The following is a 14,202-nucleotide window of genomic DNA, read 5'->3' on the forward strand; positions in this document are numbered from 1 at the left end:
CACCATGGCCACCCTGCTGTACCGCATCGGACATTTCGCCTACCGCCGCGCCTGGCTCGTGCTCGGCATCTGGGTTCTTCTCCTGGCCGGGATCCTCGGCGGCGGCTTCGCCCTGGGCGGCCACAGCCAGGAGTCATACGCGATCCCCGGCACCGAATCGCAGGACACCATCGACAAGCTTGCTGAGGTGTTCCCGGCTGCGGCGGGCGCCCAGGTGCAGGTCGTCTACCGTGCGCCGGACGGGGCATCCATCAGCGCGCCCGCCTACCGGACCGCCATCGAGGAGATGGCCACTTCAATCGGCGATGTGCCCGGCGTCGACGCGGTGATCACACCGTTCTCGGAGTACGCCTCCGGCGCGATCTCGAAGGATGAGACGACAGCGTTCAGCCAGGCCCAGCTCAGCGGACCGTCGACCAAGGTCACGCAGGCAACCCTCGACGGGCTGACCGCGACCGCGTCGATCGGCCGGCACGCGGGCCTCCAGGTGGCGTTCGGCGGACAAGTGTTCCAGGACAATACGTTCGGCATCACCATCACCGAGGTCTTCGGTCTGCTCTTCGCCGGAGTGGTGCTGCTCGTCACGTTCGGCTCACTCGTCTCCGCCGGGATGCCGCTGCTGATGGCCCTGGTCGGCGTCGGCGTGGCCATCGGCGGCATCACGGCGATCTCCGCGTTCGTGCCCGTCTCCAGCACCGCTCCCATGCTCGCCCTGATGCTCGGCCTCGCCGTCGGCATCGACTACTCGCTGTTCATCCTGTCGAGGCACCGCACCCAGTTGGCGCGCGGCACGGACCCACACGAGTCAGCCGCCACCGCCGTGGCCACGGCAGGTAGTGCCGTCGTGTTCGCCGGCCTGACCGTCATCATCGCCCTGCTCGGGCTGCTCGTGGTGGGGATCCCGTTCCTCAGCGTGATGGGCGTTGCCGCGGCATTCGCGGTCTTGGTGTCCATCGGGGTCGCGATAACCCTGTTGCCGGCGATCCTCGGCCTGGCCGGGGCGCGGCTCGCCCCGAAACCCGGCGGCCGGGCCCACCGCCGCGCGATGATGCCGGACACCGGTCGCCCCACCCTCGGCCGGCTCTGGGTGGGCGTCGTGCTCAAGGCGCCCGCGCTCGTTGTGCTCGTCGTCGTCGGGATCCTCGGCACGCTGGCTATTCCGGCCCTCAGCCTCGATCTCAACCTGCCCGACGGCGCCTCCGAACCGGCCGCGTCCACCCAGCACAAGGCCTACACCCTGATCAAAAACGGGTTCGGGCCCGGCTACAACGGCCCGCTGATCGTGGTCGTCGACATCACCCAGACGACGAATATCTTCGCCGACCTCGACACCATCGGCGCGCGGCTGCGAGCGCTGCCAGACGTCGCCTTCGTCAGCAAGGGCACGCCGAACCCGACGGTCGACACCGCCATCATCCAGGTGATGCCGGGCAGCGCCCCGAATGCCCCGGCGACCAAGGTCCTCGTGCAGTCGATCCGGGCCCTCGCACCCGAGATCGACGCGTCGCTGGGCACCCCCATCGCGGTGACCGGCGCGACGGCCGTCTCGATCGACATCTCCAATCGGCTCGGCAACGCCCTGATCCCGTTCGCGCTGATCGTCGTTGGGCTGTCCATCCTCCTGCTCACCATGGTCTTCCGCTCCATCTTCGTGCCGGTCAAGGCCGCCCTCGGCTTCCTGCTGTCCGTGTTCGCGTCGATCGGCGCCACCGTCGCGATCTTCCAGTGGGGCTGGTTCGCCGACCTGCTTGGCGTCGCCCAGCCAGGGCCGATCCTGAGCTTCCTGCCGATCCTCCTGATGGCCGTGCTGTTCGGCCTCGCCATGGACTACGAGGTCTTCCTCGTCTCCGGGATGCGTGAGGAATTCGTCGCCAGCGGCCGCCCCCATGACGCCATCGTCCACGGGTTCTCGCACGCCGCGCGGGTCGTCACTGCGGCGGCCCTGATCATGTTCTTCGTCTTCTTCGCCTTCGTGCCGGACGGAACCGGGGCGATCAAAGGCATCGCCTTCGCCCTGGCCGTCGGCGTGTTCCTCGACGCCTTCCTCGTGCGGATGACCCTGGTACCGGCGGCGATGGCGCTCGCCGGCAAGTGGGCGTGGTGGCTGCCGCGTGGGCTCGACCGGCTCCTGCCCGACGTCGATATCGAGGGCGTCGGCCTGCGCCGGCACCTCGACGACAGCATCTGGGCCACTGCCCAGGATGCCGCGATCACCGCAGAGGGGGCCGTGCTCGGCGTTCCGGAGAGCCGGCTCGGGCCGCTTGACTTCTCGGTCGCCGCGGGCTCCATCGTGCTCGTCACCGCCAGCGCGACCCGCCGGCGAGTACTGGCCGCGACGCTCGCCGGGCGCCTCGACCTGGTCTCGGGACGGCTCCAGGTGTACGGAGCGCCGCTTCCGAGTGAGCGGAGCACGGTCATGCGCACGGTCGCCCTCGCCGAGGTGGGCGACCGGCACGACACCGGGCTCACCGTCGGTGAGGTGCTGGCCGAACGACTGGATCTCGCCCACCCGTGGCACCGCACCACCAGGCGCCGCGCGGAGCTCACTGCCTGGCTGGAGCGATTGGAGACCGCCCTCGCGCAGTCGCCCGGCGCGCGTCCGATCACGGCGGGCATGCCCATGGCGGCGCTTTCCGCCCTCGACCGGGCCGTTGTGCTGGTGGCGGCGGCGCTCGCCGAACGCCCCCGCATCGTCGTCGTCGATCTCGGTGACGGGCTCCCCGTTGACCCGGCAGGCAGGGATCTGGCCGCCATCCTGGCGTCACTGGCGCCGGCCGCGACCACGCTCATCATCGGCTCAGCAACAGGTTCTGGTTACGTCGCCTCCCGGATTCCCGACGCGTACGGCTCGAGGGCCGTTCAGGAGATTACCCTCGACGCCACCGACAACGGCGCTACCGACAACCACGCCACCCTCGACAGAAAGGCCCTCCAGCGATGAGCATGAGGCTTGAGAGACTGTTCAGCCGCACGCCCGGGCAGCGACGGTGGGCCTTCGGAGCGCTGCTGGCCGGCCTGATCGTGGTGCCGCTCCTCGTCGCCGGCCTCTTCGCCGGCGCCCTCGCAAGCGCCAACCAGCGGGTGGACACTCTGCCGGCGTTCGTCGTCAACAACGACACGTTCGTCACGACCACCCTGCCGGACGGCTCGGAACAGAAGGTGCTCGCCGGACGCCAGCTCGTCACCGAACTGACCAGACCGGCACGGGGCGGTACCCCATCCACCGGCTTCGCGTGGGCGATCTCCAATTCGGCGGATGCCGCCGCCGCGCTCGCCGCAGGCCGGGCCTATGCCGTGCTCACCATCCCGTCCGACTTCTCCGCCTCGGTCACCTCGCTCGGCGGGTCGACTCCGACCCGCGCCGACCTCGGCATCCGCACCGACGACGCCCACTCCTACCTGGCCGGTTCGGTCGCGCAGTCGGTGGGCATCGCGATGACGGGCGTCTTCGGACGCGAGATCACCGCGCAATACCTCAGCGCCCTCTACTCGAACCTGTCCGGGTTGGGCAAGTCCCTGACCCAGGCGTCCGCCGGTGCGGCCCAGGTCGCCTCCGGGGTGACCGGCGTCGCCACCGGCCTGGACGGCCTGGCTTCCGGCACGGCCTCTGCGGCCTCCGGCGCGGCCTCCGCCTCAGCGGGCGCCGCATCGCTCTCCTCCGGAATCGCGGGCTACACGGGGGGCCTGGACGCCTTGAGCTCCGGCCTGGCCGGACTGGGCACCGGCGCGGTCGGGCTCAGCCGGCTCAGCGATGGCTGGGCGCAATACACCGGGGGAGTCAGCAGTGCCGCGGCCGGCTTCGGCTCGCTCACCGCCGCGCTGCTAGCCAATCCGGCGAATGCGCCGTACGCCCAGTCCCTGGCCGATTACCAGGCCGTTCTCGACACCCTGGCCGGGCAGGGAACCGCGCTCAGCGGCCAGACGACGGCCGCGATCAGCGGTGTGCAGGGCGGAATCGGCCAGAGCGCCGCCGGGGCGTCCCGACTGGCCGCCGGGTCGGCAGCGCTTCGCACCGGAGCGAACGACCTCGCGACCGGGATCTCCGGGCTCTCCGACGGAGTCGACGGGCTCGCCGGGGGAACCGCTGCCGCGGCATCCGGCGCCCACCAGCTCGAGGCCGGCGCCGGTAAGCTCGCGGCGGGACTGGGGGATGGCGCGGCCAGTGCCTCCAAGCTGAGCCGGACCGACCCGAAACAAACCGCCGACGTCGTGTCCGAACCGGTCGCCATCGTCAGCACCCGCGACAACCCGGTCGATTCGATCGGGCCGATCATCGGCATGATCTTCGTGCCGGTCGGGCTGTGGATCGGTGCGCTGGCGATCTTCCTGGTGCTGAGCCCGCTCTCCGCGACGGCCCTGGCGTCCACCGCCGGGACCGGCCGCCTGGTCAGGCGCGGCATCGGCCGGGCCCTCCTCGTTGCGGCGGCCCAGGCCGTCGTGGTCGTGGCCCTGCTGCACAATTCGCTCGGTGTGTCCTGGCTGTTGCTGCCCTCCACCCTCGCCTTCGCGGTGTTCCTCGCGTTCGTGTTCGTCGCCGTGCATCACTTCCTCGTCACCGCCTTCGGCCGCGTCGGGATAGTCTTCTCGCTGGTGCTGCTCGCGCTGCAACTGACCTCGGTCGGCGGCCTGTACCCGATCGAACTGGTGGCGAAACCCTTCCAGCTGCTGAGCCCGTTCCTGCCGCTGACCTGGGCGGTCCGCGGAATGCAGGCCATCACCGCCGGCGAGGGCGGGAATGCGGCGGCCCCGGCCGCCGTCCTGGCCCTGTTCGCGCTGTTCGCTGTGCTCCTCTCGCTCTGGACCGTCGCCCGGCGGCGCGGGGCGCGCTCGTTCGGAGCAATCCTGGCCCGCGGTTGAACCTGGCCAGGTTGAGCCTGCCCGGGTGGAGCCCGGCCGGTCTAGTGGTGGCGTCCCGGCAGCAGCGCCTCCAGCGCGCGACGCGACCGCGGAAAGCGCCGGGGGCGGGCTTGCCTGGTGTGCAGCCGGGCGAACGCGAGGGTCTCCACGAGCAGGGCCAGCCGTTCCTCCTCGGTCCTGCACTTGCGGGTGTTCACCTCGGCCACGATCCGGCCGTCCCAGCGCCCCTGCGCGAGCATCCCGAGGACCTCGGCGACAGGTTCGCTGCCCCGGCCGGGCAACAGGTGCTCGTCGAAGACCTTGCCCTCGTCCATGGACCCGGAACCATCGCAGAGGTGAACGTGGCGGAGCCGGGCGCCGAGCGTGGAGGCCATGGCCAGGCTGTCGTGCCCGCTCAGCGCGCAATGCGAGAAGTCCAGGGTGACCGCATCGCAGTCCATCAGGGTCGGGTCCCAGCCGGGTGAGTACGCTTTCACGCTGCGGCCGCCGAACTTCCACGGAAACATGTTCTCGACGGCGATCTCGATCCGGGTCTGGGCGCTGATCTCCCGCACAATCGCGAGGAAGTCCAGGGCGTATTCGGCCTGCCAGCGGAACGGCGGATGCACCACGACCGTGGATGCCCCCACCGCCCTGGCCAGTTCGGCCGAACGTTCAAGCTTCACCCTGGGGTCCCGGCCCCAGACGAAGTGTGTGAGCAACAGGACGGGCGCGTGGATCGACAGGATCGGCATGCGGTACTTCTCGGAGAGCGCCCGCAAGGCCGCGGCATCCTGGGTGACCTCGTCACGGGTCACCATGATCTCGATCCCGTCGTACCCGGCCAGCTTCGCGAGCCTGAAGGACTGCTCGGTGGGGAGTGGATAGGCGCACGTCGTGCTCATGCCGATGCGGATCATTGGCGCCAGCATAGTCACCGTTCCTGAACCGTTGTGGTTCACTCCCATTGTCCCGGCCGGGTTTGTGGACCGGCTGATAACCTTGGAGAACCAGCAAGGTGATCGCGCGAGGCGCGCGCCGGAACGGAAGAGACCATCTCGCCAGCAGCCGAGTCCCCGCAATCCACCGATCCGAAGGCCACCTACTCCCTGGTGGTGGTGTCGAACCGTCTACCGGTTGATTTCGAGGTTACCGAAGACGGCACGGAAAGCTGGCGCACCTCGCCCGGCGGCCTGGTCACCGCCCTCCAGCCCCTGATGCGCTCCTCCGACGGGGCCTGGGTGGGCTGGCCGGGCGTGGCCGACCGGTCCTTCGCCCCATTCGTCAACGACGGGATCTCCATCGTTCCGGTGCGCCTGAGCGGCGCGGAACTGGAGGACTACTACGAGGGGTTCTCCAACGACACGATCTGGCCGCTGTACCACGACGTCATCGCCCCGCCCAGTTTCCACCGGGAGTGGTGGGAGGCCTACGTGCGGGTCAACCGGCGGTTCGCCGAGGAGGCCGCTGCCGCCGCGTCGACCGGCGCGACCGTCTGGGTACACGACTATCAGTTGCAACTCGTGCCGCGGATGCTGCGCGAGGCCCGCCCAGACCTCGTGATCGGTTTCTTCAACCACATCCCGTTTCCGCCCTACGGGATCTATGCCCAGCTGCCCTGGCGCAAACAGATCCTCGACGGCCTCCTCGGCGCAGACCTGATCGGCTTCCAGCGGGCGGCCGACGCCGGCAACTTCACCCGGGCGGTGCGCCGCCTCTACGGCTACCCGACCCGCGGGGTCGCCATCGACGTCCCCGGTCACAGTGGGGTGCATCGCCGCGTCGTCGCCAAGCACTTCCCCATCTCCATTGACGCCAGGTCTTACGAGGAACTGGCCCGGCGACCCGAGGTGCAGGAGCGGGCCCGGCAGATCAGGGAGGACCTCGGCAATCCGAAGACGATCCTGCTCGGCGTCGACCGCCTCGACTACACCAAGGGCATCGCGCACCGGATCAAGGCCTTCGGTGAACTCCTCGAGGATGGCAGTGTGAGCGTGGAGGACGTGACCCTGGTGCAGGTCGCGAGTCCGTCCCGCGAGCGGGTCGGGCCATATATTGCCCTCAGGGACGAGATCGAACTCGCCGTTGGTCGCCTCAACGGCGACTATTCGACGATCAGCCACACCGCGATCAGCTATCACCACCACGGCTACCCGCGTGAGGAGATGGTGGCCCTCTACCTTGCTGCCGACGTGATGCTCGTGACCGCGCTCCGCGACGGGATGAACCTCGTCGCCAAGGAGTACGTCGCCGTGCGGTTCGACCGCGACGGCGTGCTTGTGCTCAGCGAGTTCGCCGGGGCAGCGGACGAGCTCAAGCAGGCCGTGCTGATCAACCCGCACGACATCGACGGTCTCAAGGCGGCGATCCTCCGAGCCATCGCCATGCCCCGCCAGGAACGCCTGCGACGGATGCGGGCCCTCCGCCGCAAGGTCTTCGACAACGATGTGGCCGCCTGGTCCACCTCTTTCCTCCGCACCCTCACAGAGGGAGCCGCAGTGCGCCCCGGCATCCCCGACGTCCTCGCCACCGCCCTGCGGGACGTCACCAGCACCGGCACCCTGCTCGTCGCCCTCGACTTCGACGGAACCCTGGCCCCGCACGTGGACAATCCGGAGGACGCGCGAGCCGTCAACGGCACCCACGACGCCGTCCAACGCCTGCTCGACCAGGACGGCGTGCGGGTTGCCTTCGTGTCCGGCAGGGCGCTGGTCAGCCTCCAGCACGTTTCCCAGCCGCAGAGCGACGTGCTGCTCACCGGCTCGCACGGGATAGAAGTGCAGCTGGACACCCCGGAGATCGAGTTGGACCTCGTCGCCGCCGAACTCGAGCAGCTCGACACCCTGGCCCAGGTGCTCGAACGCGTCTCCGGCGGAGTGGCCGGCACCTGGATCGAACGCAAACCAGCCGGGCTCGCCCTGCACACCCGGCTCGCCACGCCGCTGGCCGCCCAGTCGGCGCAGAAGGAGGCCCGCGAACAGCTCAGTGTGCTGCTGCCGGGGCTGACCGTGCGCGAGGGCAAGAACGTGATCGAATTCGCGGTTCGGTCCAGCACCAAGGGCGACGCCCTTGAGCGCCTCCGTCTGCACACCGGTGCCGACCACGTCTTCTACGCCGGGGACGACCTGACCGACGAAGACGCCTTCGCGGTGCTGGGGGAGGGCGACCTCGGCCTGAAGATCGGTGCGGGCGCATCCCTCGCCGGCTACCGGGTTCGCGGCCCGGACGAGGTGCCCCTCGTGCTGGGAATGATCGCCGATTTCCGTGACGCGGCCGCCGAGACAACGTCCCAGGCGGGAGCCTGAGTCCTGGCCGACGTTCGGGGTCCGGCGACGTTCTAGACTCGGTTCATGCCTGAGTATGATCTGAAACCGCGCAGCCGCGACGTCACCGACGGAATCGAAGCCATGACCTCCCGCGGGATGCTCCGCGCCGTCGGCATGGGAGACGCCGACTGGGAAAAACCCCAGATCGGGATCGCCAGCTCCTGGAACGAGATCACCCCCTGCAACCTGTCCCTTGACCGCCTTGCCCAGGCGGCAAAGGAGGGCGTGCACTCCGGAGGCGGCTACCCGCTGCAGTTCGGCACCATCTCCGTCTCCGACGGCATCTCGATGGGCCATGAGGGAATGCACTTCTCCCTCGTCTCCCGCGAGGTGATCGCCGACTCCGTCGAGGTCGTCATGCAGGCAGAGCGACTCGACGGTTCCGTCCTCCTGGCTGGCTGCGACAAATCCCTGCCGGGGATGCTCATGGCGGCCGCCCGCCTCGACCTCGCCAGCGTGTTCCTCTATGCCGGTTCGATCGCACCGGGCTGGGTCAAACTCTCGGACGGCACCGAGAAGGACATCACCATCATCGACTCGTTCGAGGCGGTCGGCGCGGTGAAGGCCGGCCGGATGAGCGAGGCCGACGCGAAGCGAATAGAGTGCGCGTTCGCTCCCGGCGAGGGTGCCTGCGGCGGTATGTACACCGCCAACACCATGGCCAGCGTCGCGGAGGCTCTGGGCATGAGCCTGCCCGGCTCTGCGTCGCCGGCCTCGGCCGACCGCCGCCGCGACTACTACGCGCACCGCTCCGGTGAGGCCGTCGTCAACCTGTTGCGCCTCGGCATCACGGCCAGGGACATCCTCACCCGCAAGGCCTTCGAAAACGCGATTGCGGTTGCGATGGCCTTCGGCGGATCGACGAACGTAGTGCTGCACCTGCTGGCGATCGCGAATGAGGCCGAGGTGGAGCTCAGCCTGGATGACTTCAACCGCATCGGCGACACCGTGCCGCATATCGGCGATCTCAAGCCGTTCGGCAAGTACGTCATGAACGACGTCGACCGGCACGGTGGCGTTCCCGCCGTGATGCGCGCGCTTCTGGAGGCGGGGCTGATCCACGGGGACGCGCTCACCGTGACCGGCAAGACGGTCGCCGAGAATCTCGCGGAGATCGACCCGCCCGACCTCGACGGCGAGGTGCTGCGCACCCTCGACAACCCGATCCACGCCAGCGGCGGCATCACCATCCTGAAGGGGTCGATGGCGCCGGAAGGGGCCGTAGTCAAGACCGCCGGCTTCGACAGCGACGTCTTCGTCGGCCCGGCCCGCGTGTTCGAACGGGAACGTGCCGCGATGGACGCACTCACCGTCGGCGGGATCGCGAAGGGCGACGTGGTCGTCATCCGTTTTGAGGGCCCGAAGGGGGGCCCCGGTATGCGCGAAATGCTCTCGATCACCGCCGCCATCAAGGGCGCAGGGCTCGGCGCCGATGTACTACTGTTAACGGACGGCAGATTCTCAGGCGGCACAACCGGACTGTGCATCGGCCACATAGCACCCGAAGCGGTGGACGCAGGTCCAATCGCCTTCGTGCGCGATGGTGATCTCATCCGGGTCGATATCGCAGCTCGCACGCTCGACCTACTAGTCGAACCCGGAGAGCTGGCTGCACGGCGTGTCGGCTGGGCTCCACTCCCACCGCGTTACACCCGGGGAGTACTCGCGAAGTACTCGAAGCTCGTCCAGTCAGCGGCCGTCGGCGCCGTGACCGGCTAGCCCTCACGATTCGTCAACGAACTAGGGACTTGATCACATGACCGCGGATTCACCCGTGCCATCGCCATCACCCTCACCCGCCGCGCCCGGTCTCTCCGGCGCCGGCGTGGAGCCGGAGATCCTCACCGGCTCAGGGGCCATCATCCGGAGCCTCGCGATGCTCGGCGTCACCGACGTCTTCGGGCTCCCGGGCGGCGCCGTCATCCCGCTTTACGACGAGCTGATGACCCAGGACGCCATCCGGCACATCCTGGTGCGCCACGAGCAGGGAGCCGGCCACGCCGCCGAAGGCTATGCTTCGGCGAGCGGCCGGGTCGGGGTTGCGATCGCAACCAGTGGACCGGGGGCCACGAACCTGGTCACCGCCATCGCTGACGCCTACATGGACTCTGTGCCGATCGTCTGCATCACCGGCCAGGTCTTCTCCACCCTGATGGGCACGGATGCCTTCCAGGAGGCCGACATCGTCGGAATCACGATGCCGATCACCAAGCACTCCTTCCTGGTCAAGCGGCCCGAGGACATCCCGGCCGCCATCGCCTCCGCGCACCTGATCGCGTCGACCGGGCGACCCGGACCTGTGCTCGTCGACATCACCAAGGACGCCCAGCAGAACACGGCCCCGTTCATCTGGCCGCCCAAGCTGGACCTGCCCGGTTACCGGCCGATCACCAAGGCCCACGGAAAGCAGGTGCAGGCGGCCGCCCAGCTGCTCGCCGAATCCCGCAAACCGGTGCTCTACGTCGGCGGCGGCGTCATTCGTGCCCGAGCGTCCGAGGAACTCCTCGCCTTCGCCGAGCTGACCGGGACCCCTGTCGTCACCACGCTGATGGCCCGCGGCGCGTTCCCGGACTCCCATGCCCAGCACCTCGGCATGCCAGGCATGCACGGCACGGTCCCCGCAGTGCTCTCCCTGCAGGAGGCCGACCTCATCATCGCCCTCGGTGCCCGCTTCGATGACCGGGTCACCGGCAAGATCAGCGAATTCGCGCCGAACGCGACGATCGTGCACGTCGACGTCGACCCGGCGGAGATCTCCAAGATCCGCACGGCGGACGTGCCGATCGTCGGGGACGCCAAAGAGGTGATCGCCGACCTCACCGTCGCCTACGCGGCCGCCGTGCGAACGACGACCCCCGACATCAGCGTCTGGTGGACCTACCTCAACGGCCTGCGCGAGGAGTTCCCGCTCGGCTACTCCGAGCCGACCGACGGCCTGCTCGCTCCGCAGTACGTGATCAAGCGGATCGGCGAGCTGACCGGACCGGAGGGCGTCTATGCCGCCGGCGTCGGCCAGCACCAGATGTGGGCGGCCCAGTACATCAAGTACGAACGGCCGAACTCCTGGCTCAACTCGGGCGGCGCGGGAACCATGGGGTACTCCGTGCCCGCTGCGATGGGTGCCAAGGTCGCCGAACCGGACCGGGTCGTCTGGTCGATCGACGGCGACGGATGCTTCCAGATGACCAACCAGGAGCTGGCCACCTGCACGATCAACAACATCCCGATCAAGGTGGCGATCATCAACAACTCGTCACTCGGCATGGTGCGCCAGTGGCAGACCCTGTTCTACGACGGACGCCACTCGTTCACCGATCTGAACACCGGGCACGGCTCGGCGATGGTGCCGGACTTCCTGAAGCTGGCCGAGGCGTACGGCGCCCTGGGTATCCGGGTCACCAGCGCCGACCAGGTCGACGACGCGATCAAGCTCGCCCTCGCGACCAACGACCGACCGGTCGTGATCGACTTCATCGTCAGCCGCGACGCGATGGTCTGGCCGATGGTGCCGCAGGGCGGCAGCAACAGCTCCGTGCAATACGCCAAAGACCACGCACCGACCTGGGGAGAGGAATAAGCATGAGCTCCCACGTTCTCAGTCTCCTCGTCGAGGACAAGCCGGGTCTGCTGACGCGAGTCGCCGGCCTGTTCGCCCGCCGCGGATTCAACATCGAGAGCCTCGCCGTCGGCCGCACCGAGATCGAGGGACTGTCCCGGATCACGATCCTCGTCGACGTCGAGGACCTCCCGCTCGAACAGGTCACGAAGCAGCTGAACAAGCTGATCAACGTGATCAAGATCGTCGAGCTCGACCCGGCGCAGTCCGTGCAGCGTGAACACCTGCTGGTTAAGGTGCGCGCCGACAACTCCACCAGGTCCCAGGTGCTCGAGGCCGTCACCCTGTTCAGGGCGCGCGTTGTCGACGTCGCCATCGATGCGGTGGTGATCGAGGTCACCGGCGACTCAGGGAAGACCCAGGCGCTGCTGCGGGTGCTCGAGCCATACGGGATCAAGGAGATCGCGCAATCGGGCTTGGTCGCGATCGGCCGCGGGTCGAAATCGATCACCGAGCGCGTCTACAAGAACTAGGGCCTCGGCACGCTCGCCCACCGGGTCCCGCCCGATCGAAGAGCGTGTTGAGACACGACAACCGACAATCACGAAATAAGGAGAAACCCACATTGTCTGAGATCTACTACGACAAAGACGCTGACCTGTCGATCATCCAGGGCAAGAAGGTGGCCGTCATCGGCTACGGCTCCCAGGGTCACGCCCACGCCCAGAATCTCCGCGACTCGGGTGTCGAGGTCGTCATCGGCCTCAAGGAGGGTTCGAAGTCGAAGGCCAAGGCCGAAGAGGCCGGCTTCACCGTGCTTTCCGCCGCCGAGGCATCCGCCTGGGCCGACGTGATCGTGGTCCTCGCTCCCGACCAGGTGCAGCGTCACCTGTTCACCGACGACATCGAACCCAACCTCGCCGACGGCAAGGTCCTCGTCTTCGGCCACGGCTTCAACATCCGCTTCGGCTACATCACGCCCCCGGCGGGCGTCGATGTGGTGATGGTCGCCCCCAAGGGACCCGGTCACACCGTGCGCCGCGAATACGAGGCAGGCCGTGGCGTTCCCGTCATCGTCGCCGTCGAGAAGGATGCCTCGGGTTCGGCCTGGCCGCTCACCCTCAGCTACGCCAAGGCGATCGGCGGGCTCCGCGCCGCCGGCATCAAGACCACCTTCACCGAAGAGACCGAAACCGACCTGTTCGGCGAGCAGGCCGTGCTCTGCGGCGGCGCGTCGCAGCTGATCCAGTACGGCTTCGAGGTTCTCACCGAGGCCGGCTACCAGCCACAGGTTGCCTACTTCGAGGTGTTGCACGAGCTCAAGCTCATCGTCGACCTGATGTGGGAGGGTGGGATCGCCAAGCAGCGCTGGAGCGTCTCCGACACCGCCGAGTACGGCGACTACGTCTCCGGTCCGCGCGTGATCGACCCGAGTGTCAAGGAGAACATGAAGGCCGTTCTCGCCGACATCCAGAGCGGCGCGTTCGCCGACCGGTTCATCACGGACCAGGACGCCGGAGCACCCGAGTTCCTCGCGCTGCGCAAAAAGGGCGAAGAGCACCCGATCGAGGCCACCGGCCGTGAGCTGCGCAAGCTGTTCGCCTGGAACGCCTCGACCGACGACGACTACGTCGACGGCGAAGCCGCGCGCTAACACCCTCTGGCAGTCCTGCCGTGCGTGCCAGCGACAGGGTGTAGACCGTTCTCGACCGGCCCTGTCGCCGCGTTCGGCGCACCCGGGCGTGCCGTGGATCGCGAACCCGGGCGAGCTGCGGCCGGGTGCGGAAGCGGGTGCCCTGGTGGCGTGTTGTCGGGCCGGCCGGCGTTTCGCACGCTCAGGTGAGCCGTCGCCGGATGTATGAGGCGACCGGCTCCGGCGTGAAATAGACCAGATGGCCGGCACCGTCGACGACGTCGGGCCGCTCGGGATCGGCCGACCCCGGCCGTCTCCGCAGCCGGGTCAGCTCGTCGGCGATGTCCCGGAAGGCGGAAGGCGAGTCGCTGCCACAGGCAAAACGGATGTCGACGCGTGAACCGGCGAGGGCGTCCGCGTTGACGGTCTCGGCGGTGAGTGGGATATCGCCACGGATGAAGTTCTCGGCCAGCGCGTTGCCGCGTTCCGCATACCAGCCCAGCCCCTCCGGGACATCGAGCAGGCCGGTGAACCCGGCGGCCATCGCGCCGGCCCAGTCGTCGGGGTGGGAAAAGAGATGCTGGTCCAGGGACTGCGCGAACCCGGATGCCAGGGCGCGCCCGGACTCCGAAAGCCGGAGGTAGCCCGGCTCGAACACGAGAACCCGGCGCACAAGCTCGGGGTGCCGCAGGGCAAGTTGCACCGCGACGATACCGCCGGCGCTGGCACCGAAGATGTCGGCGCGGCGGCCAGGGGTGCCGGCGCCCTCGGCGGCCCCGGCGAGCCCGAGCGCACGGAGCAGGTCGGCGGCATCGTCGGCGTGCCGCGCCGAGTCGCACGGCCAGCCGTCG

9 protein-coding genes are annotated in these 14,202 nt (G+C 68.7%); 7 read left to right on the plus strand and 2 right to left on the minus strand.

Annotation, left to right across the window (positions count from 1 at the left end):
- The first annotated feature begins 4 nt into the window (after window positions 1-4).
- Entirely contained in the window at window positions 5-2,941 is a 2,937-nt protein-coding gene (locus E3O19_RS16420) for an MMPL family transporter (RefSeq protein ID WP_134569353.1), read from the plus strand.
- Window positions 2,938-4,857, plus strand: a complete 1,920-nt coding sequence (locus E3O19_RS16425; RefSeq protein WP_241981447.1) for a YhgE/Pip family protein — start codon at window positions 2,938-2,940, stop codon at window positions 4,855-4,857. Before E3O19_RS16420 ends, E3O19_RS16425 begins: the two co-directional genes overlap by 4 nt.
- A gap of 41 nt (window positions 4,858-4,898) precedes the next feature.
- Here E3O19_RS16425 and E3O19_RS16430 read toward each other — a convergent pair whose 3' ends face one another.
- Window positions 4,899-5,756: a sugar phosphate isomerase/epimerase family protein gene (locus E3O19_RS16430; protein ID WP_134569354.1), complete on the minus strand. Its 858-nt coding sequence runs from the start codon at window positions 5,754-5,756 to the stop codon at window positions 4,899-4,901.
- 195 nt (window positions 5,757-5,951) lie between these two features.
- Here E3O19_RS16430 and E3O19_RS16435 point away from each other — a divergent pair, with 195 nt between their 5' ends.
- The 5 genes from E3O19_RS16435 (at window position 5,952) to ilvC (ending at window position 13,372) form a co-directional block, all read left to right on the plus strand.
- Window positions 5,952-8,141 (plus strand): bifunctional alpha,alpha-trehalose-phosphate synthase (UDP-forming)/trehalose-phosphatase, encoded by a 2,190-nt coding sequence (locus tag E3O19_RS16435; RefSeq protein ID WP_241981448.1) that lies wholly within the window; start codon window positions 5,952-5,954, stop codon window positions 8,139-8,141.
- Between the two features lie 45 nt (window positions 8,142-8,186).
- A complete protein-coding gene (gene ilvD, locus E3O19_RS16440) occupies window positions 8,187-9,881 on the plus strand; it encodes a dihydroxy-acid dehydratase (RefSeq protein WP_134569356.1) in 1,695 nt (564 codons plus the stop codon).
- Window positions 9,882-9,918: 37 nt separating this feature from the next.
- Window positions 9,919-11,739, plus strand: coding sequence for an acetolactate synthase large subunit (locus tag E3O19_RS16445; RefSeq protein WP_134569357.1), 1,821 nt, complete (start codon window positions 9,919-9,921; stop codon window positions 11,737-11,739).
- Window positions 11,740-11,741: 2 nt separating this feature from the next.
- Window positions 11,742-12,251 (plus strand): acetolactate synthase small subunit, encoded by a 510-nt coding sequence (ilvN, locus tag E3O19_RS16450; protein WP_134569358.1) that lies wholly within the window; start codon window positions 11,742-11,744, stop codon window positions 12,249-12,251.
- Window positions 12,252-12,343: 92 nt separating this feature from the next.
- The gene (gene ilvC / locus E3O19_RS16455; RefSeq protein WP_134569359.1) at window positions 12,344-13,372 is read left to right on the plus strand and encodes a ketol-acid reductoisomerase; all 1,029 of its coding nucleotides are present in this window, start codon (window positions 12,344-12,346) and stop codon (window positions 13,370-13,372) included.
- Window positions 13,373-13,553: 181 nt separating this feature from the next.
- Here the strand turns inward: ilvC and E3O19_RS16460 are convergent.
- On the minus strand, window positions 13,554-14,202 hold a 649-nt coding region (locus tag E3O19_RS16460; protein ID WP_134569360.1), incomplete at its 5' end, for an alpha/beta fold hydrolase.

The organism is Cryobacterium algoritolerans, assembly GCF_004402785.1.
In the GTDB taxonomy this organism is placed as follows: domain Bacteria; phylum Actinomycetota; class Actinomycetes; order Actinomycetales; family Microbacteriaceae; genus Cryobacterium; species Cryobacterium algoritolerans.

Bases quoted from the DNA above. Each gene is read 5' to 3' on its own strand.
- ilvD (WP_134569356.1), top strand. From the start codon at position 8,187: ATGCCTGAGTATGATCTGAAACCGCGCAGCCGCGACGTCACCGACGGA.
- E3O19_RS16445 (WP_134569357.1), top strand. From the start codon at position 9,919: ATGACCGCGGATTCACCCGTGCCATCGCCATCACCCTCACCCGCCGCG.
- E3O19_RS16430 (WP_134569354.1), bottom strand. From the start codon at position 5,756: ATGATCCGCATCGGCATGAGCACGACGTGCGCCTATCCACTCCCCACC.
- E3O19_RS16425 (WP_241981447.1), top strand. From the start codon at position 2,938: ATGAGCATGAGGCTTGAGAGACTGTTCAGCCGCACGCCCGGGCAGCGA.
- ilvN (WP_134569358.1), top strand. From the start codon at position 11,742: ATGAGCTCCCACGTTCTCAGTCTCCTCGTCGAGGACAAGCCGGGTCTG.
- E3O19_RS16420 (WP_134569353.1), top strand. From the start codon at position 5: ATGGCCACCCTGCTGTACCGCATCGGACATTTCGCCTACCGCCGCGCC.